The sequence below is a fragment of the Jiella sonneratiae genome (assembly GCF_017353515.1).
GTDB classification, from domain to species: domain Bacteria; phylum Pseudomonadota; class Alphaproteobacteria; order Rhizobiales; family Rhizobiaceae; genus Jiella; species Jiella sonneratiae.
The window spans coordinates 132891-152071 of sequence record NZ_JAFMPY010000005.1 but is presented as its reverse complement, the minus strand read 5'-3'; the positions used below and the strand labels follow the sequence as shown (position 1 = coordinate 152071).

Sequence of the window (19181 nt, the reverse complement as noted above, 5' to 3'; positions counted from 1 at the left end):
GGGCTCCCTATTCGGCCGCCGTCGAGGGCATCGCCGGCGCCTCGCCGGCTTCCCCCGCCGCGAGCGCTTCGATGCGGCCGGCGATCGCCGCCGTGGTCGCCTGGTCGAGACCGTCATGGAGGCCGATCACGACGAGCTTCGTCGCCCGCGTCTCGTCCTTGCCCCAGGGCCGGTCGAAATAGGTCTCGATGCGCTGGCCGACGGCCTGGACGACGAGGCGCATCGGCTTGCCGGGAACGTCGGCGAAGCCCTTCAGCCTCAGGATGTCGTGGGCGCCGATCAGCGCCTTCAGGCCCTCGACGAAGGCCTTCTGGTCGGCGAGCGGTCCGGCCGCGGCGACGAAGCTCTCGAACTCGTCGTGATCGTGCTCGGCGCCGCCTTCGTGCTCGATCTCGTGATGCGACCTGCGTCCGGAAATCAGCGCCTCGGTGCCGGCGGCGATGCCGAGGAGCACGTCGGCCGGCAGCTTGCCGTTCTCGGCGGCGACGGTCTTCACCGTGCGGTCGGTGGCCGCGGCGGTCTCCTTGCGGACCTTTTCCAGCGTGTCCCGGTCGATGAGATCGGCCTTGTTGAGGACGACGAGATCGGCGGCGCGGATCTGGTCCTCGAAGAGTTCCTCGAGCGGGTTGTCGTGGTCGAGGCTTTCATCGGCGGCGCGCTGCGCCGCGACCTTCGCCTCGTCCTCGGCGAAGCGCCCGGCGGCGACTGCGGCGGCGTCGATCACCGTGACGACGCCGTCGACCGTCACCTGCGTCTTGACCTGCGGCCAGTTGAAGGCGGCGACCAGCGGCTGCGGCAGCGCCAGGCCCGAGGTCTCGATGACGATGTGGTCGGGCGGCGTCTCGCGCCGCAGCAGCTTTTCCATCGCCGGGATGAAGTCGTCGGCGACGGTGCAGCAGATGCAGCCGTTGTTCAGCTCGACGACGTCGTCTTCGCCGCAGGTCTCGATGCCGCAGCCCTTGAGGATGCCGCCGTCGACGCCGAGATCGCCGAATTCGTTGATGATCAGGGCGATCTTCCGGCCGCCGGCATTTTCGAGCAGGTTGCGGATCAGCGTCGTCTTGCCGGCTCCGAGGAAGCCGGTGATGACGGTGGCGGGGATCTTCTGGGCGGGCATGGTTGCCTCCTGGGTTTTTTCGGCGCGACGGTCCGGCCGAGGGGCCGCCGCCGCCGCGGTTTCATCTGTTCAAGTCCTGGTGCGGCGCGAGCGGCGTCGGCGCTCACCCCTTCAGCTGCATCGACAGGCCGGCGGCGACGAAATGGACCGCGTCGGCCAGCGCCGCGACACGCTGGTTGACGAGGCCCGCATGGTCGCGGAAGCGGCGCGCCATCGCATTGTCCGGCACGATGCCGAGGCCGACCTCGCTGGCGACGAAGACCACCGGCCCGGCAAGGCCTGCCGCCAGCCGCTCGAAGAGCGCCGCGGCATCCGCCTCGACGTCGTGCTCCTCCAGCATCAGGTTGGTCACCCAGAGCGTCAGGCAGTCGACGAGGACCATCCGCCCGGGCCCGGCCTCGCTTGCGAGCGCGCCGGCAAGGTCGATCGGCGCCTCAACCGTGCGCCAGTCCCCGCCGCGTCGTTGGCGGTGGAGCGCGATACGCACGTCCATCTCGGCGTCGAAGGCGCGGCCGGTGGCGATATAGACCGGCGCGAGACCGCTCGCCGAAACGAGGCGTTCGGCAAAGGCGCTCTTGCCGGAACGCGCGCCGCCGAGAACGAAGCTGATGCCGGGAGGCACGACGGGCCTTGCGCGGATTGCCGGGGCGGGCTCTCGTCCGGCGACCGTCGCGGTCAGCGGCCGGGCCCGGCGGCCGGGAACCGGTCCCGCCCGAGGCACGGCGCGGCGCGGCGGCAGCGCGGCGCGGCCGGGCGATCGAGGATGTGCGTCGTCATGGTCGTATCAACCTCCGTGACGGCCGCCCGAAGCGGGTCGGCGTTTCAAAAAGGCCGGCAGGTCTCCTGGCTCGCGGGTCGTCGACATCCGTCTCGCCTTCCCGGAGTCGCCTCCAGTGGCTTTCCGGACACCGGAACGCTGGTCGCGCATGCCGGGCCGGTGACGCATCTCTCGCCGCTCTACAGTCGCGGGGTCGGCTGCGATGAAGGCCCCCGGATTGGGTCGGCCCGTCGCATTCCCTCTTCGCCCCAGCCCGCGCCAACGGGAGGGGAACCGTCCTTCGTCCGGATCGCTGCGGCGCAGTGCCGCGCCGAACCGGAGCCTCGAGAGAGTAGCATCCGCGCTCCCGGCGGCGCAATCCGGGGCAGGACGGCGCCTCCCTCTTCCTCCGGTTGTGTTCACTGCATCTGAAACAATCAGTGGCCAAAGGAAATCTCAACCCCTTCGGCGCAGACTTCCGCTTCGGCACCGCATCGCCTCGAATCCCTGCCGGAGCACCGGAACGATGACCACGATCGACCCTGAGGAAATCGCCCGGCGCGCGGCCGTCGAGCGCTATCGGCGCAGCGGCGCGCTGTTCGGGGAAAAGCTCGAGCGCGTCGTCAAGCTGGCGTCCACGATCTTCGGCTTCGCCCACGTCAACCTCACCACCCATCACGACGAGATGCAGGTCTGTCACGTGCACGTGGGCCGGTACGGCCAGGACCGGCGGCGCGAGGAGACTTTCTGCCGCTATCCCGTCGCCAGCCACGAGCTCATGGTCGTCCACGACCTGTCGAAGGACGCGCGCTTCACGGACCATCCGGTGGTCGCCGGCAAGCCGCATCTGCGCTTTTACGCCGGCGCGCCGCTGGTCACGCCCTGCGGCCATGCGATCGGCGCGCTCTGCCTGCTCGATACCCGCCCGCGCAAGTTCAGCGCCCGTGACGGCGAGCTTCTCGCCGATCTCGCGGCGCTCGCCGTCGAACACATGGAGCTCGTCTCGGTCGTCGACGAGGCGAAATACGACCCGCTCACCGGCCTGCGCAACCGCGGCTTCCTGGTGGAGACGATCAAGGCCTCGCTCGAGGCCGACCGGGCGTCCTCGGTGCTTCTCATCGACCTCGACGGCTTCAAGCAGATCAACGATTCGCTCGGCCATGGCTGCGGCGACGAAGCGCTGGCCCTCGTCGCCGGCCGGCTCAGGGAATTTGCCCGCGACGACCGGACCATCGCGCGGCTCGGCGGCGACGAGTTCGTCGTGTTCGTCGACGGCACCGCCGACCCGATCGAGGTGACGCGGCTCGCCGAGGCCGTCGTCGCGCGGCTCGGCGAGGCGATCACCCTGCAGGGCCACGTCGTCAATTTCGGCGCCAGCGTCGGCGTCGTGCTGCGCTCCTACGAGACCGAGGCGATGCAGCTCGTCGGCAATGCCGATCTCGCCATGTACCGGGCCAAGCAGGACGGACGGAACTGCCACCGGCTGTTCACCCGCAGCATGCGCAACGTCGCCCGCGACCGCGGCGACGTCGTCCTCGAAATGCAGGACGCCTGGGAAGACGGCGCCTTCCAGCTCTACTACCAGCCGATCGTGCGGCTCGCCGACGGCCGCTGGACCGGCGCCGAGGCGCTCCTGCGCTGGAACTATCCCTATCGCGGCGTGCTGTCGCCGGCGCTGTTCCTGCCGGTGCTCGAGAAGAGCCATCTCGCCGTCGATCTCGGCGCCTGGGTCATCGACGAGGCGTGCCGGCAGGCGGCCCTGTGGCGAGGGCGCTTCGATCCCGAGTTCTCCATCGCCGTCAATCTGTTCGAGCTGCAGTTCCGGCCGGGGACGCTGGTCATGCGGGTGCGCGAGGCGCTGTCGCGGCATCGCCTGCCGCCGCAGGCGCTGCGGCTCGAAATGACCGAGCGGATCTTCCTCGGCGACGATCCGAAGATCTTCGCCCAGGTCCGCCAGCTCCGCGAGATGGGCGTCGGGATCGCCTTCGACGACTTCGGCACCGGCTTCGCGTCGCTCTCGGCGCTCCGCAGCTACCCCGTCTCCTGCATCAAGATCGACCGGTCCTTCATCGCCGACATGATCCGCAAGCCCGACGATCTGACGATCGTCACCGCGCTGATCTCGCTGGCGAAGAAGCTGAACCTCGACGTCGTCGCGGAAGGCATCGAGACCGAGGAGCAGCGGGCCGTCGTCGCCCGCGAGGCGGGCATCGAGGGACAGGGCTTTCTGTTCTCGAAGCCGGAGCCGGCGGACGTCATCGAACGCATCTGGCACCGGCCGCAGGGCCTCGCCCTGCGCAGCGCCTGACGCCGCGGCGCGAAGGCGCGCCGCCCCGCCCTCCCGCCGCCCTCCGCCCTCGCCTTCCCCGCCCATGACCGCCGCATGACCGTCCGGCCGACCGCGGCCGCGGCGGCCTCCGGCGCTACCGCAGCGCAAAAACATGCCGCCGCGACGGTTCTCGTTTGCGCAGCGGCTCTATATCTCCCCCGATCGACATCATGGTGAGTTTGACGGATCGACGGGAGACAGTGGCTTCATGTGCGGGATATGCGGTGAGATTCGCTTCGACGGAACGACGGCCTCGGGCGAACGGCTGCAGCGCATGGGAGACTGTCTCGCCCCGCGCGGCCCCGACGGGGCGGGGCAGGTGCTGCGCGGACCGATCGGCCTCGGCCATCGCCGGCTGAAGATCATCGATCTTTCCGAAAAGGCGCAGCAGCCGATGGTCGACCCCGAGCTGGGGCTGACCATCGCCTTCAACGGCTGCATCTACAATTATCCCGAACTCAGGCAGGAGCTGGAGGGCAAGGGCTACCGCTTCTTCTCGACCGGCGACACGGAAGTCATCGTCAAGGCCTATCACGCCTGGGGCCGCGACTGCGTGAAGCGCTTCCACGGCATGTTCGCCTTCGCCATCGCCGAGCGGGAGAGCGGCCGGGTGATGCTGGCGCGCGACCGCTTCGGCATCAAGCCGCTCTATCTCTCGCAAAACGACAAGCGGCTCTATCTCGCTTCCTCGCTGCCGGCGATCCTTGCGACGGGCGACGTCGACCGCTCGATCGACCGCGCGGCGCTGCACCATTACATGACCTTCCACGCTGTGGTCCCGCCGCCGCTGACCATCGTCAAGGGCATCCGCAAACTGCCCCCGGCGACGACGCGGATGATCGAGCCGGACGGTTCCTTCGACGACCAGGTCTACTGGGCGCCGGACTTTGCGCCGCGCCCCGGCGACGAGAAGCTGTCGCCGACCGACTGGCGCGATCTCGTCATGGATGCGCTGAAGCTCGCCGTCGACCGGCGCATGGTCGCCGACGTGCCGGTCGGCGTGCTCCTATCGGGCGGCGTCGACTCCTCGCTGATCGTCGGGCTTCTCGCGGAAGCCGGGCAGAAGGACCTCAACACCTTCTCGATCGGCTTCGAGGACGCCAATGGCGAGGTCGGCAACGAATTCGAGTTCTCCGACATCATCGCCAAACACTACGGCACCGAGCATCACAAGATCTTCGTGCCGGGCTCGGAGCTGATGGAGCATCTGCCGGGCACCATCCGGGCGATGTCCGAGCCGATGGTCTCCTACGACAATGTCGGCTTCTACCTGCTCTCGCGCGAGGTCTCCAAGCACATCAAGGTGGTGCAGTCCGGCCAGGGGGCCGACGAGGTCTTCGGCGGCTATCACTGGTATCCGAAGATGGTCGGCGCCAACGATCCGCTCGCCGCCTATTCGAGGGCGTTCTTCGACCGCAGCCACGCGACGCTGAAGGGCCAGATCGCCCCCGAGTGGATGACCGAGGAAGACGTCTCCCGCGACTTCGTGGCGAAGCACTTCGCCATGGCCGGCGCCGAGAACCCGGTCGACAAGGCGCTGAGGGTCGACGCCCACGTCATGCTGGTCGACGATCCGGTCAAGCGCGTCGACAACATGACCATGGCCTGGGGCCTCGAGGCGCGGGTGCCCTTCCTTGATCACGAACTCGTCGAGCTCGCGGCCAGGGTGCCGGCCGAGGAGAAGCTGAAGCAGGAGGGCAAGGGCGTCCTCAAGGAGGTCGCGCGGCAGGTCGTTCCCTCGGAAGTCATCGACCGCAAGAAGGGCTACTTCCCGGTGCCGCAGCTGAAATACATCTCCGGGCCCTATCTCGACATGGTCCGCGACACGCTGACCAGCCAGGCCGCGACCTCCCGCGGGCTGTTCCAGAAGAGCTATCTCGACGAGCTCTTCGCCAATCCCGCCGACCACATCACCCCGCTGCGCGGCTCGGAACTCTGGCAGGTCGCGCTCCTCGAACTCTGGCTGCAGGAACAGGGGGTCTGATTTCATGGCAGGCGAGAGGCAGGCCGACCGCCCGCGCAGGGACCACCGGCTCGAGAAGCTGCGCGCCTCGGGGCCCAACGGCTCGGCGGTGCGCGCCAGGGCCGATTCGGACGGTCTGAGGCAGAACGCCATCCTCGATTGCGGCTGGGGGCGCCTCGTCTTCGGCCAGACCTTCGCCGATCCGCGCGAGCTCGCCAATTCGCTGCGCGAGGAGGGGCCGGACCGGCGCGACATCGCCTTCTACGTCAAGGATCCGCACGTCCTCCTCAGCCACGCGCCGCAGGAGTTGTTCCTCGATCCGTCCCACACCTACCGGCTCGACCTTTCAACCTACAAGCAGGGCAACCGCCGGCCGCGCGGCTTCTTCATCCGCCGCCTCGCCTCCGAGGAGGACGCCACCGAAGTCAACCGCATCTACCAGTCCCGCGGCATGGTGCAGGTGCATCCGGCGTTCTTCTGGTCGAACCGCGACAACCGGGCGCTGACCTATTTCGTCGCCGAGGACGAGACCACCGGCGCGATCCTCGGCACCGTCACCGGCGTCCACGGCAAGCGCGCCTTCGGCGATCCGGAGAACGGCTCGTCGCTGTGGTGCCTCGCCGTCGATCCGCAGGCGACCCATCCCGGCATCGGCGAGAGCCTGGTGCGCCGGCTCGCCGAGCACTTCCAGGCGCGCGGCTGCGCCTTCATGGACCTGTCGGTCATGCACGACAACGACAAGGCCATCGCGCTCTACGAGAAGCTCGGCTTCGTCCGGGTCTCCTACTTCACGATCAAGCGCAAGAACGAGATCAACGAGAAGCTCTTCACCGGCCCGAACGACGACTACGAGGGGCTGAACCCCTATGCCCGGATCATCGTCGACGAGGCGCGGCGGCGCGGCATCCACACCGAAGTGGTGGACGCCGCCGGCGGCTTCTTCCGCCTGACCCATGGCGGGCGGACGGTGCTCTGCCGCGAGAGCCTCTCGGAACTGACCACCGCCGTCGCCATGTCGATCTGCGACGACAAGACGGTGACGCGGCGTCTGGTCGAGGCGGCGGGCGTCCGGGTGCCCGAACAGATCCCGGCCGGCAGCGACGACGAAGCCGTCGCCGCCTTCATCGAGAAGCACGGCCAGATCGTCGTCAAGCCGGCGCGCGGCGAGCAGGGCCGCGGCATCTCGGTCGGCATCGAGAGTCTGGAAGACGCGAAGGCGGCGATCGAGGCGGCCCGCAAGCATTCCGAGACGGTCCTTTTGGAGGCGTGCTTCCAGGGCGACGATCTCAGGCTGATCGTCATCGACTACCGCCTCGTCGCCGCGGCGCTGCGCAAGCCGCCGGTGATCACCGGCGACGGCCGTTCGAGCATCAGGGAGCTCATCGAGCACCTGTCGCGCCGGCGCTCGGCCGCGACCGGCGGCGAGAGCAAGGTGCCGATGGACGCCGAGACCGAGCGCTGCGTCAGACAGTCCGGCCACGGCATGGACGACGTGCCGGAAGAGGGCGAGCGGATCACCGTCCGCAAGACCGCGAACCTCCACACCGGCGGCACAATTCACGACGTCACCGGCGACATCCACCCGGCGCTCGTCGAAGCGGCGGTTGCGGCGGCGCGGGCAATTGAGATACCGGTGACCGGCATCGACCTGATGATCAAGTCGCCGGCCCTGCCGGACTACGTGTTCATCGAGGCGAACGAGCGGCCGGGCCTTGCCAATCACGAGCCGCAGCCGACTGCGGAACGGTTCGTCGACCTTCTGTTCCCGCTGTCGGTGCCATTTTCGGTGCGGGCGGCGCGCTCGCAGCAGCAGAGGTCGCGAAGGGAGGACTGAGTGCCGAGGCTTACGATCGATACCGAGTATCTGACCGAGCAGCTGAAGGCGCTCCTGAGAATTCCAAGTCCCACCGGCTACACCGATACCGTGGTGCGCCACGTCGCGCAGGAACTGGAGCGGCTCGGCCTCAAGGTCGAGCTCACCCGGCGCGGCGCGATCTCGGCGCTGCGCCAGGGCTCCCGCCGGGCTTCGGCGCGGGCCGTGGTCAGCCACCTCGACACGCTCGGCGCCCAGGTGAAGCGGCTGAAGGAGAACGGCCGGCTGGAGCTCGTGCCGATCGGCCACTGGTCGGCGCGTTTCGCCGAGGGTGCCCGCTGCATGGTGTTTTCCGACGCCGGCACCTATCGCGGCACGATCCTGCCGCTGAAGGCCTCCGGCCACACCTACAACGAGGAGATCGACACGCTTCCCGTCGGCTGGGGCTATGTCGAGCTGAGGGTCGACGCGCTGTCGCGCGACCTGACGGAACTGACCAAGCTCGGCATCGAGGTCGGCGACACGGTGGCGATCGATCCGCAGCCGGAATTCCTCGACAACGGCTACGTCGTCTCGCGCCATCTCGACAACAAGGCGGGCGTCGCCGTCATGCTCGCCGCGATCAAGGCGATGGAGGATGCCGGCACGTCGACGCCCGTCGACACCCACTGGCTGTTCACCATCGCCGAGGAGGTGGGCGTCGGCGCGGCCTCGATCCTCACCCCCGACATCGCCTCGATGATCGCCGTCGACAACGGCACCTCTGCCCCGGGCCAGAACTCGGCGGAATTCGGCGTCACCGTCGCGATGGCCGACCAGACCGGGCCGTTCGACTATCACCTGACCAAGAAGCTGGTGCGGCTCTGCCAGGACGAGGACATCCGCTACCAGAAGGACGTCTTCCGCTACTACCGTTCCGACTCCGCCTCGGCGATCGAGGCCGGCCACGACGTGCGCACCGCGCTGATCACCTTCGGCGTCGACGCCTCGCACGGCTACGAGCGCATCCACGTCCACGCGCTGCGCTCGCTCGCCGAGCTGATCACCGCCTATCTCACCTCGCCGGTGGAGATCGAGCGCGACCGCAATTTCCACGCCGGGCTGAAGGGCTTCACCCGCCAGCCCGACGTCGAGGCGGCGCAGGAACTCGCCAGCGACACCGACCCCGCCGAATAGCCGCGCATAGCCCCGCCGCGGCAACGACACGAAGAGGCCCTCCCCTCCCATGAGCGTCGACGACATCGTCGCAATCCCCGGGCGGCTGTTGTGGAACCTCCTCGTCCTTCTCGGCGCACTGTCCGGCGACCTCGTCGTCGCGGCGCGGGCCCATGCGGCGCTGGCTGCGGCCGTGCTCCTGGTGTTTCTCGTCGCGCTGGTCCTGTCGCGCGGGTCGGTGCTCCTCGTCTTCGTTCTCGGCTTCATCGCCGTCGCCGCGCTGATCGGCGCCGACCCCGTCGCCGAGCTCGACAAGCGCCAGGCCTTCGCGGTGCTGTCGATGGCGGCGATGCTACTCATCGGCCTCGTCATGCGCCGGCAGCGCCAGATGCGCGAGCGGCTGGAGGACGAGATCACCGCCCGCGAGGAGGCGGTGGAGGAAGCGCGCCGCGCCGGCTGGACCGCCGGGCTGAAGTTCCGCGAGGGCGAGGACGAGACGCCGCGCCTCGGGCCGCCGGAGTGACCTGCGGGTCGCCGGGCCAGTCGCCGGGCCAGTCACCGGACCACTCGCCGGAACGGCAACCTCATTCGTATCAGAGGCGTGCGCCGGGCACAGGCTGCGGCCGCTGCTGCGGCCGGTCGACGAAGGGAAAGCGGATCAGGATGGCGAAGAGATCGCCCTCGACCATCCGCTCGATCGAGCCGCGCAGCTCGCCGCGGATCGTCATGTCGATCAGCCGGGTGCCGAATCCGGGCCGCGCCGCGGCAAGGTCCGGCTTGGTTCCGCCGGTCTCGCGCCAGTCGATGACGACGTCGTCCGCCTCCTTGCGCCACTTGACGGAGAGCGACCCGTCCGGATCCGACAGCGCGCCGTATTTCATCGCATTGGTGGCGATCTCGTGGAAGGTCAGGCCGAGCGCCTGCGCCGCCGTCTCGTCCACCTCGAGGGCGGGACCGTCGAGCGTGTAGTCGTGCCGGTCCTCGCCGAACACCTGGTCGAGTTCGGCGGCGAGGAGCTCGCGCAGCTCCGCCCGGCTCCATTTCGACCGCGTCAGCATCTCCTGCGCGGCGCTCATCGCCTGCAGCCGCGCCGAATAGCGCTCGACGAAGTCGTCGAGATCGGTCGAGCGACGCGCCGTCTGGCGGGCGATCGAGAGCACGCGCGCGATCGAGTTCTTGATCCGGTGGTTCATCTCGCGCAGCAGCAGGTCCTTCTGCGCGAGGCTGCGCTCGCCCTCGCGGTTCAGCGCGGCGACGGCCTCGAGCCGCCGCGCCTGGACCAGCGTCAGCAGCGCCAGCGCCAGAGCGAGCACCAGCACGAGGGCCGAGAGCAGCGCGGACTGGTGGCCCGAGCTCCAGCGCTCGAACCGGGCGGTCGGGCTGATCCGCAAGAGCCAGCTGCGGCCCGCGACGTCGATGCGCCGCTCGGCGACGTAGTCCGGGCCGTTTGTCGAGACGCTTTCGTCGGAATCGAAGATCATGTTCTCCGGCCGGGCCGCGCCGTCGAAGACCTCGACGTGGATCGGCAGCAGCGGCCGTTCGAACAAGGCGGCCGTCAGCATGTCGCCGATGCGGAAGGCCGCATAGACGAAGCCCTGCGGCCGGCCGGGCGCCGTTCCCGTCGCGGCGTCGGCCCCAGGGCCGGCACCGGCATCGGCCCCAGGGTCGGCACTGGCATCGGCGCCGGCCGGCGCGACGGGCAGATAGACGAGGAAGCCGAACTGGCGGTTCTCGTCGATCTCCTGGACGAGCCGCACCGGCCCCGAGGCGACGGGCTTGCCGCTCTTGGCGGCGGCCTCCATCGCCGCGCGCCGCACCGGGTCGGAGAACATGTCGTAGCCGAGCGCGGCCTTGTTGCGCTCGTCCTGCGGCTCGAGCAGCGTGATCGGCGTGCGCTGCGCCTGGTCGGTCGTCTCCGGCCAGACCTTCACCGTGCGGCCGTAGCGGGCCGCCAGCGCGTCGCTCGTCGCCGCGTCGTTGCCGGCCGCGGCGATGGGGGCATAGCCGATCCCCTGGATGCCGGCGTAACGCTCGGCGATGTCGATACCCGCGACGTAGCGGCGGAAATCCCCGACCGGCAGGTCGGTGCCCTCGACGGCGAGGAAGGCGCGCGTCGCATAGAGCAGCGAGAGGTGGAGCTCGAGGCGCGATTCGACGCGGCTGAGGGCATCGTCGGAAAACTGCTCGAACCTGCGGTGGTCGGCGTCCTCGCGCGAAATCCGGAGCTGTCCCGCCAGCGACAGGCCGATGGCCGCCGCCAGTGAGAAAACCACCACCGAAATGATCCGCTTCTTCAATTCACCGCCGTGCCCCGGGTCGCCGCGAGAAGAACGCACCGACCCTCCCGTCATAGGCGTTCATGCCGGCCAATGAAACGGCAGAGTTATGATTTCAAACGCTTCGTGGCCTTTCTGCACGCTCGCCGCGCGGCCGGGACGGGGTGCGGGCGGCGACGCCGGCGCGCCGGCCCTCACCCCATGAACTGGCCGCCATTCACCTCGATCACCTGCCCGGTCAGGTATCCCGAGAGCCGCGGGCTGGCGAGGAACAGATAGGCCGGGGCGCAGTCCTCGGCGGTGCCGAGCCGCTTCATCGGGATCGAGGCGGCGGTGGCCTCGAGCTTTTCGGGCGACGAGTAGCGGCGGTGGAAGTCCGTCATGATGGTGCCGGGCGAGACGGCGTTGACGCGGATCCGGTCGGGTGCGAGCTCGCGCGCGAGCGCCCGCGTCCAGGTCGAGACGAAGGCCTTGGAGGCGGAATAGAGCGAGGAGCCGGGCGAGCCGCCGACGGTCGCCGAGATCGACGAGGTGTTGACGATCGCCGCGCCGCCTTCGGCTTCTCCGCCTCGCTTCAACGCCGGCAGCAGCGCCGTCGTCAGCGCGACGACCGAGCGGACGTTGAGATCGACCACGGCGTCGAAGGCTGCGTCGTCGACCGCGCCGGCCGGGATGCGGCCGACCATCGTTCCGGCATTGTTGACGAGGACGTCGAGGGCCTTGCCGCCGAGCTTTTCGACGACGGCGGCCGCGAGGCTCTCGCCGCCACCGCGCCGGCTGAGATCGCCGGTGACGAGGACGAGGCGCGCCCTCGCCGCTTCGCCAAGGCCTGCAAGGAGGTCGGCTTCGGCATGCTCCAGCGTCCGGCCGGCATGGGCGACGACCGCCGCGCCGGTGGCGAGGAACTCCCTCGCGACCGCCGCGCCGATGCCCCGGCCGGCGCCGGTGACGACGACGGTCCTTCCGGCGAAGAGTTGCGGATCGAAGCCGGTCATCTGGTCACTCCATCGATCGACGGCGCCCGCGCCGGTGCCTGAGCGCTGGCCTTCGCGCTTTCGCCTCGCGCGCCCTTGCGGAACATGGCGAAAAGGCCGGCGACGGCAACGAGGAGCCAGCCGGCGATCAGCATGGTGCCGCCGGTCGGCGCGGCATTTTCGAACAGCGCGGCGCCGCTCGCCGTCCGCATGGCGAGATCGCCCGAGAACAGGACAACGCCGACCACCGTCGCGACGCCGGCGAGCCCGAGGAGGCGCGGCGCCCGCGGCAGGATCGCGGCGAGGCCGAGAAGCGCCGGCGCATGGATCAGCGCCATCGACGCGGCGATGGCGACCAGCCGGTCGTTGGCCGCGACATGGGCCGCGACGGCGGCCCCCGCGACGCCCGCCGCACCGAACAGCCCGGCAAAGACCACGAGGAGGCCCGAGAGAACGCGCGTTCCGGCACCGGACATCGGTTCAGTCTCCCTCCCGCCGTTCCGGCGCGGCCGGGGCGCGCCGATCCGGGGCGGGCCTTTCCGGGCCGGGCCGGTCCGAGCCGGGCGTGTCGGACTGGCGGGTCGTCACCGCAAGCTTCGGCATCTCGTCGAGCACCGAGCCCGGCCACATCCGGTATCCCACCGCATAGGCCGCCTTGGCGAGAAGATGTGCCGAGAGCGGCGCCGTCAAAAGGAAGAAGGCGATGGCGGCGATCGCCCGCAGCGCCTCGGGCCCGGAATGGGAGACGAGGGCGAGGGCCATGAGCGCCATGCCCGAGCCGACCGAGCCGGCCTTCGAGGCGGCGTGCATGCGCGTATAGAGATCCGGCAGGCGCAGCATGCCGAAGGCGGCGACGGCCGCAAACAGCGAGCCCGCGAGGATCAGCAGCCCCGCGAGGATCGAGAGCACCGCGTCGATCATCGTCCGTCCTCCGTCACCGTGCGGTTGCCGCCGCCCTTGCCGGCGAAGGGGTCGTCGTCCATGTCGCGCAGGTCCTGGCGCTCGGAATCGTCGCCGGTCTTGCCCCTGGCGAGGATGAAACGGGCGAAGGCCACCGTCGCCAGGAAGCCGACGAGGCCGAGGGCGATGGCGATGTCGACATAGAGCACGAAGCCGGTGTCGATGCCGATCACCGCGATGAAGCCGATGGCGACCGAGGTGAGCATGTCGAGGCCGAGCACGCGGTCGGGCAGCGTCGGGCCGAGGACGATCCGGGCGATGGTCAGGAAGAAGGCGATGCCGAGCAGCGCCAGCGAGAGATCGACGCAGACCTCGAGAAACGTCCGGGAAAAGTCGCTGAGGGTCATCGGAAGGCCTCGAGGATCTTGCGCTCGAAGCCCGAGGCGATGTCGGCGCGGGTCGAATCGGGGTCGGAGCAGTCGATGGCGTGGACGTAGAGCGTCGAGCGGTCCTCGGAGACGTCGACCGACAGCGTTCCCGGCGTCAGGGTGATGAGATTGGCGAGCAGCGTGATCTCGAAGTCGCGGTCGACCTTCAGGCGGTAGGCGAAGACGCCGGGGGTGAGGTCCATCTTCGGCGACAGGACGACCACCGCGACCCGCCAGGCCGACAGCAGCAGTTCCTTGACGAAGAGCAGGAACAGCGAGCCGATCCGGAAGAAGCGGTCGACATAGCCGGTCGTGCCGATCTCGCGGCGGATCAGATAGAGCGAGGCGGCGCCGAGCAGGAAGCCGAAGACCAGGTTGAGGAAGGTGAAGGAGCCGCTGACGACGGTCCAGGTCAGCGCCAGCACGATGTTGATCAGGAACAGGATCACGAGCCGCCTCCGAAGACCGAACCGACATAGGCCGCGGGGTCGACGACGCCCCGCGCCGCGACGTCCGTGAGACCGACGAGCCACTGCGGCAGGATGCCGGCGATGACGACGAAGACGGCGAGCATCAAGAGCGGCAGCATCGACAGGAGCGGCACCGGCTCTTTCTGCGGCGGGAAGCTCGCGCCGTCCGTCCCTGCGCCCCGCTCCGGCGGGTTCCGCCAGAAGGCGAAGGCGAAGACCCTGGCGCTGGCGACCGTCATCAGGAAGCCGGTGAGGAGGATGACCGCGCCGAGCAGCGGCAGGCCCGCCTGGAATGCGCCGCGCACCAGGATCACCTTCGGCCAGAAGCCCGAAAAGGGCGGCAGGCCCGAGACCGACAGGAGGAAGACGAGCATCAGGGCGGCGAGCCCCGGCCGCTGCCGCCACAGGCCGCCCATCGCGAACAGCGAGGACGAGCCGGAAAGGCGCGCCGCCGTGCCGCCGGCGAGATAGAGCGCGGTCATCACGACGATCGAGTGGAGGGCGTAGAAGACGGCGCCCGAGAGCGCGACGACCATGGCGCCCGGATGCTGCGCGAGGAGCGGCGCCGCCGCTGCCGCATCCCCCGTCGCCGCGGTGATGGTGCCGGCGGCCTGCGCGGCGCCCGCGACGACGGCCGGGGCGGCGCCGCTTCCCGGATCCGTCACGGCGAGGCCCGCGAAGATCGTGCCGATGCCGGCGATGACGAAATAGTTGAGCAGCCGCCGCAGGTCGCTCTGAGCCAGCGCGCCGAGGGCGCCGGCCAGCATGGTCAGGATCGCCACCCAGGAGATCAGCGTCGCGAGATCGGCATGCTGCGGCGGAAACAGCATCAGGAGAACGCGGATCAGCGCGTAGACGCCGACCTTCGTCAACAGCCCGGCGAACAGCGCCGACACGACGAAGCGCGGCGTGTGATAGGAGGCCGGCAGCCAGAAGTTCAGCGGGAAGGCCGCCGCCTTCATGCCGAAGGCGACGAGATAGAGCAGCGCGATCGTCAAAAGCGCGCCGTCGTTTTCGAATCTGCCGGCCTTCTGGGCGATGTCGGCCATGTTGAGCGTGCCGAACAGGCCGTAGAGATAGCCGGTGGTGATGAGAAACAGCGTCGTCGCCACGAGGTTGAGGAAGCTGTATTTCGTCGCGCCGTCGAGCTGTTCGTGTTCCGAGCCGAGGATCAGGAGGCCGAAGGAGCCGATCAGAAGCACCTCGAACCAGACGTAGAGATTGAAGATGTCGCCGGTGAGGAAGGCGCCCGAGACGCCGCCCATCATCAGGAACAGGAAGGGGAAGAAGCCGTAGCGCCTCTCGGTGCGGCTCATCGAGAAGGTCGCGTAGATCGCCGCGCAGAGCGCCACGAAGCCCGCCGTCGCGGCGAACAGCGCGCCCAGCATGTCGACGGTGAAGGCGATGCCGAAGGGCGGCCGCCAGTTGCCCATCATCATCGTCTGCGGCCCGTCGGCCGCGACCTTCAGGAGCAGGGCGACGTCGATGCCGAGGACGAGGGCGAAGCCCGGGATCGCCACGAAGGGATGCCACTCGACGCGCTTGCGCGCCATCAGCAGCACCGCCCCGAACAGGAAGCACACGGCGACCGGCGCGATCACCAGGAAGTCCGCCGGCGAGAAGGCGCCGTGGACCATCGCCTCGGCCTTCAGCATCGCGGTCTCGGAGGAAGATGCGGCCATGCTCTAATATCCCAGCGGCGGCAAGCCGTCGTTCTCGGGCTCGGCGACGCGCATCCGGTCGGTGTCGTCGGTGCCGAGGTCCTGATAGGCCCGGTAGGCGAGCACCAGCAGGAAGGCGAAGAAGGAGAAGGAGATCACGATCGCCGTCAGGATCAGCGCCTGAGGCAGCGGGTTGGCGACCGCCGACAGCGGCGCCCCGGCGCCTTCCGGCACCAGCGGCGGCGCGACGGAGGCGACGCGGCCGGCGGTGAAGATCAGGATGTTGACGGCGTTGGAGAGCAGCACGACGCCGAGCAGCATGCGGATGATGTGCTTCGACAGGATGAGGTAGAGGGCGACGGCGAAGAGGCAGCCGACGACGAGGCTGAGGGTCGCTTCCATCAGTCGGATTCTCTTTCTTCGAGGGCGAGCGCGATCGAGGAGATGCCGCCGACGACGACGAGATAGACGCCGATGTCGAAGAGCATCGGCGTCGACAGCGCGACCTCGGTGCCGAACAGCGTCGGAAACACCCAAAGCCCGGTCATGAAGCCGGTGCCGGCGAAGACCGAGAAGATGCCGGCGACGACAGCGGCGACGAGCCCGGCGGCCGAGATCGCCATCGGATGGAAGTAGAGCGCCCGGCGCACCGGCCCGACGCCGCAGGCGATGCCGTAGATGGCCAGGGCCGAGGCGGCGATCAGCCCGCCGATGAAGCCGCCGCCCGGGTCGTTGTGGCCGCGCAGGAGCACGAAGATCGAGAACAGCACCATCAGCGCGGTCAGATACGGCGCGGTGAAGCGGAAGATCACGGTTCTCATGGCGTCGTCTCCGTCGGGTCTGGCTCGGCGGTTCCCTTGCGGCCGACGCGGATGCGGATCAAGGCGAGGATGGCGAGGCCGGTGGTCATCACCACGGCGATCTCGCCCATCGTGTCGACGCCGCGGAAGTCGACGATGATGACGTTGACGATGTTGTGGCCGTGGGCGATCGCATAGGAATAGCGCTCGAAGAAGTCGGACAGCACCGGGTCGAAGGGCCGCTGGGCGATGGCGAGCAGGAAGACGCCGAAGCCGGCTCCGCCGCCGGCAGCCAGAAGCGCGTCGGGCAGCTTTTCGCGCCACGGCCGGTGGTCGGCCGGCGAAAGCTTCAGCCGGGTCATCACGAGGGCGAGGATGACGACCGACAGCGTCTCGACCATGAATTGCGTGAAGGAAAGGTCCGGCGCCCCGAGCAGCATGAAGATCAGCGCCGTGCCGAAACCCTGGATGCCGAGCGAGACGATCGCCGTCAGCCGGTTCTTGGCGATGACCACCGCGACGATGCCGACCAGGATGAGCAGGATCACGATCCACTCGTAGAAACGCAGATCCGGCATCTGCGGCTCGGCCGGCAGCGTGCCGGTGAGGATCATCGGCACGAACAGCGCCGCGGTGATCGCCATCACCGTGACCGTCATGTAGTAGTCGAGCCGGCCGGACTGCAGGCGCCGCGTGACGAAGACGGAAACGTGCAGCAGCCCGCGCATCGCCTGGTCGAAGCCGACGTCGGGGCCCCAGCCGATCCGCTCCAGCGTCGCGGCGGTCGCCGTGCGCAGGCGGCTCGAGGCGAGATAGATGCAGATGCCGAGCGCGATCGTCGCCAGCGACAGGGCGAAGGCGAGATTGAGATGCGGCACCCATGAGATGTCGATCCGGACCGGCGCGCCGATCGCCGCGCTCGCCATCGGGCCGGAAAGCAGCGCGTGGTAGGTCTCGAAGAACAGCGCCCCGAGAAGCGACAGGACGCCGAGGATAAGCGGGCCGAACCAGATCGTCACGCCGCCCTCGTGCGGGTGGTGGATGGTCTCGGGCAGCCTGCCGAGGAAGGGCTTCAGCGCGACGATGAAGGCGGCGGCGAACATCAGCGCGTTGCCGAGGATCGCCGCGCCGATCAGGAAGACGTGCCAGGCGTCGCCTTGTTCGAGCGCGTGGTAGATCTCCTCCTTGGCGAGGAAGCCGACGAAGGGCGATATCCCGCCCATCGACAGCGCGCAGAGAAGCGCCGCCGCGAAGGTGATCGGCATCGGCCGGGCGAGGCCGCCGAGCCTTTCGATTTCGCGGGTATGGGCGCCGTGATCGACCGAGCCGGCGACCATGAACAGCCCGCCCTTGAACAGCGAATGGGCGATCAGATAGAGCACCGCGCCGATCAGCGCGCCTTCGGTGCCGACGCCGATCAGCATGACGAGGAGGCCGAGCGAGGAGACCGTCGTATAGGCGAGGGTGATCTTGATGTCGGTGGCGCGCACCGCGAGCAGCGCGCCCATGACGAGGGTGACCGCGCCGAACAGCGGCAAGACGGTGGTCCAGAGCTCGGTGCCGCCGAGCGCCGGCTGCATGCGCAGGAGCAGGTAGACGCCGGCCTTCACCATGGTCGCGGAATGGAGATAGGCCGAGACCGGCGTCGGCGCCTCCATGGCGTTGGGCAGCCAGACGTGGAACGGCATCTGCGCCGACTTGGTGAAGGCGCCGCAGAGGACGAGGATCAGGATCGTCACATAGGCCGGACTCGCCCTCAGCGCGTCGCCCGCGGCGAGGATGTCGCTCATCGAGTTCAGCCCCGCGAGTTCGCGGATCACGATGAAGCCGGCGAGCAACGCCAGCCCGCCGCCGCCGGTGATCGCCAGCGCCTGGATCGCCCCGCGCCGCGCCCTCTCCCGCTCGTGGTCGAAGCCGATCAGAAGGAAGGAGGTGATCGAGGTCAGCTCCCAGTAGACGAACAGCGTCATCAGGTCGTCGGCAAGGACGAGGCCGAGCATCGAGCCCATGAACATCAGGATGAAGGAGAAGAACCGGCCCTGGTCGCGGTGGCCCTTCAGATAGCCCCCCGAATAGAGCACGATCAGCGTGCCGATGCCGGTGATCAAGAGCGCGAAGGTCGAGGCGAGGCCGTCGATGCGGAAGGAGAAGCGGACGTCGAAGGCGGGGATCCAGTCGTAGCCGAAGGAAACGACGCCGCCGTGCGCGACGGTCGGCAGGAAGCCCGCGAGGATGACGAAGGCGGCGGCGGGTGCCAGCGCCAGGATCCAGGCCGCGGCGGAGCCGAAGATCCGCTTCAGGAGCGGCGCGAGCGCTGCGGCGATGAATGGCAGGGCAAGGGCCAGGGTTCCACCGGTCGTCGCCTCGATTTCCGCCATCCGCCGTCCCTGCCGTTTCCCCCGGAAGGCCTGCCGCCGGAACGGCATGCCAGTCACCGTTCTATAAGAACCGGCACGTCCGGGAGCAAGGACGTGGGTCGCCGGCGGGACCTGCGGCAATTTCCGCGGCGCGACGTCCGCTCCCCCGTGACGAGGCTTG

17 protein-coding genes and 1 riboswitch are annotated in these 19181 nt (G+C 69.1%); of the genes, 5 read left to right on the top strand and 12 right to left on the bottom strand.

Going from position 1 to position 19181, the window contains the following annotated elements; all coding sequences use genetic code 11:
* Window positions 1–7: 7 nt before the first annotated feature.
* Both cobW and cobU read right to left on the bottom strand, forming a co-directional pair.
* Window positions 8–1117, bottom strand: a complete 1110-nt coding sequence (gene cobW, locus J1C47_RS06590) for a cobalamin biosynthesis protein CobW (protein WP_207349946.1) — start codon at window positions 1115–1117, stop codon at window positions 8–10.
* 103 nt (window positions 1118–1220) lie between these two features.
* On the bottom strand, window positions 1221–1739 hold the full coding sequence (gene cobU / locus J1C47_RS06585) for a bifunctional adenosylcobinamide kinase/adenosylcobinamide-phosphate guanylyltransferase (protein ID WP_207349945.1): 519 nt from the start codon (window positions 1737–1739) through the stop codon (window positions 1221–1223).
* 194 nt (window positions 1740–1933) lie between these two features.
* Window positions 1934–2188: riboswitch (cobalamin riboswitch) on the bottom strand.
* Window positions 2189–2400: 212 nt separating this feature from the next.
* On the opposite strand from cobU, the gene J1C47_RS06580 reads away from it, so the two are divergent.
* The 5 genes from J1C47_RS06580 to J1C47_RS06560 all read left to right on the top strand — a co-directional run bounded on the left by J1C47_RS06580 (window position 2401) and on the right by J1C47_RS06560 (window position 9657).
* Entirely contained in the window at window positions 2401–4182 is a 1782-nt protein-coding gene (locus J1C47_RS06580; RefSeq protein WP_207349944.1) for a sensor domain-containing phosphodiesterase, read from the top strand.
* A 229-nt stretch (window positions 4183–4411) separates the two neighbouring features.
* Window positions 4412–6187: an N-acetylglutaminylglutamine amidotransferase gene (locus tag J1C47_RS06575; protein ID WP_207349943.1), complete on the top strand. Its 1776-nt coding sequence runs from the start codon at window positions 4412–4414 to the stop codon at window positions 6185–6187.
* A gap of 4 nt (window positions 6188–6191) precedes the next feature.
* Window positions 6192–8000, top strand: coding sequence for an N-acetylglutaminylglutamine synthetase (gene ngg, locus J1C47_RS06570; protein ID WP_207349942.1), 1809 nt, complete (start codon window positions 6192–6194; stop codon window positions 7998–8000).
* Window positions 8001–9155, top strand: coding sequence for an osmoprotectant NAGGN system M42 family peptidase (locus tag J1C47_RS06565; protein ID WP_207349941.1), 1155 nt, complete (start codon window positions 8001–8003; stop codon window positions 9153–9155). It abuts the gene before it with no gap.
* A gap of 49 nt (window positions 9156–9204) precedes the next feature.
* Entirely contained in the window at window positions 9205–9657 is a 453-nt protein-coding gene (locus J1C47_RS06560) for a hypothetical protein (RefSeq protein ID WP_207349940.1), read from the top strand.
* 70 nt (window positions 9658–9727) lie between these two features.
* On the opposite strand, the gene J1C47_RS06555 is transcribed toward J1C47_RS06560, so the two are convergent.
* The 10 genes from J1C47_RS06555 to J1C47_RS06510 form a co-directional block, all read right to left on the bottom strand.
* Window positions 9728–11410, bottom strand: a complete 1683-nt coding sequence (locus J1C47_RS06555) for a CHASE domain-containing protein (protein ID WP_207349939.1) — start codon at window positions 11408–11410, stop codon at window positions 9728–9730.
* A 194-nt stretch (window positions 11411–11604) separates the two neighbouring features.
* Window positions 11605–12405: an SDR family NAD(P)-dependent oxidoreductase gene (locus tag J1C47_RS06550; protein ID WP_207349938.1), complete on the bottom strand. Its 801-nt coding sequence runs from the start codon at window positions 12403–12405 to the stop codon at window positions 11605–11607.
* Window positions 12402–12860, bottom strand: coding sequence for a DUF423 domain-containing protein (locus J1C47_RS06545; protein WP_207349937.1), 459 nt, complete (start codon window positions 12858–12860; stop codon window positions 12402–12404). The genes J1C47_RS06550 and J1C47_RS06545 overlap by 4 nt, the downstream gene beginning before the upstream one ends.
* A 4-nt stretch (window positions 12861–12864) precedes the next feature.
* Window positions 12865–13305 carry a monovalent cation/H(+) antiporter subunit G gene (gene mnhG, locus J1C47_RS06540; protein ID WP_207349936.1) on the bottom strand — a complete coding sequence of 147 codons (441 nt, stop codon included), beginning with the start codon at window positions 13303–13305 and terminating at the stop codon, window positions 12865–12867.
* Window positions 13302–13691, bottom strand: coding sequence for a cation:proton antiporter (locus tag J1C47_RS06535; protein WP_207349935.1), 390 nt, complete (start codon window positions 13689–13691; stop codon window positions 13302–13304). The genes mnhG and J1C47_RS06535 overlap by 4 nt, the downstream gene beginning before the upstream one ends.
* Window positions 13688–14161: a Na+/H+ antiporter subunit E gene (locus tag J1C47_RS06530; protein ID WP_207349934.1), complete on the bottom strand. Its 474-nt coding sequence runs from the start codon at window positions 14159–14161 to the stop codon at window positions 13688–13690. Before J1C47_RS06530 ends, J1C47_RS06535 begins: the two co-directional genes overlap by 4 nt.
* Complete coding sequence (locus J1C47_RS06525) at window positions 14158–15864, bottom strand: proton-conducting transporter transmembrane domain-containing protein (protein WP_207349933.1); 1707 nt, start codon at window positions 15862–15864, stop codon at window positions 14158–14160. Before J1C47_RS06525 ends, J1C47_RS06530 begins: the two co-directional genes overlap by 4 nt.
* Window positions 15865–15867: 3 nt before the next feature.
* Window positions 15868–16245, bottom strand: coding sequence for a Na+/H+ antiporter subunit C (locus J1C47_RS06520; protein WP_207349932.1), 378 nt, complete (start codon window positions 16243–16245; stop codon window positions 15868–15870).
* Window positions 16245–16664, bottom strand: coding sequence for a Na(+)/H(+) antiporter subunit B (locus tag J1C47_RS06515; protein WP_207349931.1), 420 nt, complete (start codon window positions 16662–16664; stop codon window positions 16245–16247). The genes J1C47_RS06520 and J1C47_RS06515 overlap by 1 nt, the downstream gene beginning before the upstream one ends.
* Window positions 16661–19021: a putative monovalent cation/H+ antiporter subunit A gene (locus tag J1C47_RS06510; protein WP_207349930.1), complete on the bottom strand. Its 2361-nt coding sequence runs from the start codon at window positions 19019–19021 to the stop codon at window positions 16661–16663. The genes J1C47_RS06515 and J1C47_RS06510 overlap by 4 nt, the downstream gene beginning before the upstream one ends.
* Between the last annotated feature and the right edge of the window lie 160 nt (window positions 19022–19181).

Excerpts from the sequence above, each read along its gene's own strand:
- J1C47_RS06525 (WP_207349933.1), bottom strand. The coding sequence starts at position 15,864 with ATGGCCGCATCTTCCTCCGAGACCGCGATGCTGAAGGCCGAGGCGATG.
- J1C47_RS06545 (WP_207349937.1), bottom strand. The coding sequence starts at position 12,860 with ATGTCCGGTGCCGGAACGCGCGTTCTCTCGGGCCTCCTCGTGGTCTTT.
- J1C47_RS06575 (WP_207349943.1), top strand. The coding sequence starts at position 4,412 with ATGTGCGGGATATGCGGTGAGATTCGCTTCGACGGAACGACGGCCTCG.
- J1C47_RS06550 (WP_207349938.1), bottom strand. The coding sequence starts at position 12,405 with ATGACCGGCTTCGATCCGCAACTCTTCGCCGGAAGGACCGTCGTCGTC.
- ngg (WP_207349942.1), top strand. The coding sequence starts at position 6,192 with ATGGCAGGCGAGAGGCAGGCCGACCGCCCGCGCAGGGACCACCGGCTC.
- J1C47_RS06535 (WP_207349935.1), bottom strand. The coding sequence starts at position 13,691 with ATGACCCTCAGCGACTTTTCCCGGACGTTTCTCGAGGTCTGCGTCGAT.
- J1C47_RS06520 (WP_207349932.1), bottom strand. The coding sequence starts at position 16,245 with ATGGAAGCGACCCTCAGCCTCGTCGTCGGCTGCCTCTTCGCCGTCGCC.
- J1C47_RS06580 (WP_207349944.1), top strand. The coding sequence starts at position 2,401 with ATGACCACGATCGACCCTGAGGAAATCGCCCGGCGCGCGGCCGTCGAG.
- J1C47_RS06560 (WP_207349940.1), top strand. The coding sequence starts at position 9,205 with ATGAGCGTCGACGACATCGTCGCAATCCCCGGGCGGCTGTTGTGGAAC.
- cobW (WP_207349946.1), bottom strand. The coding sequence starts at position 1,117 with ATGCCCGCCCAGAAGATCCCCGCCACCGTCATCACCGGCTTCCTCGGA.
- J1C47_RS06510 (WP_207349930.1), bottom strand. The coding sequence starts at position 19,021 with ATGGCGGAAATCGAGGCGACGACCGGTGGAACCCTGGCCCTTGCCCTG.
- J1C47_RS06515 (WP_207349931.1), bottom strand. The coding sequence starts at position 16,664 with ATGAGAACCGTGATCTTCCGCTTCACCGCGCCGTATCTGACCGCGCTG.
- mnhG (WP_207349936.1), bottom strand. The coding sequence starts at position 13,305 with ATGATCGACGCGGTGCTCTCGATCCTCGCGGGGCTGCTGATCCTCGCG.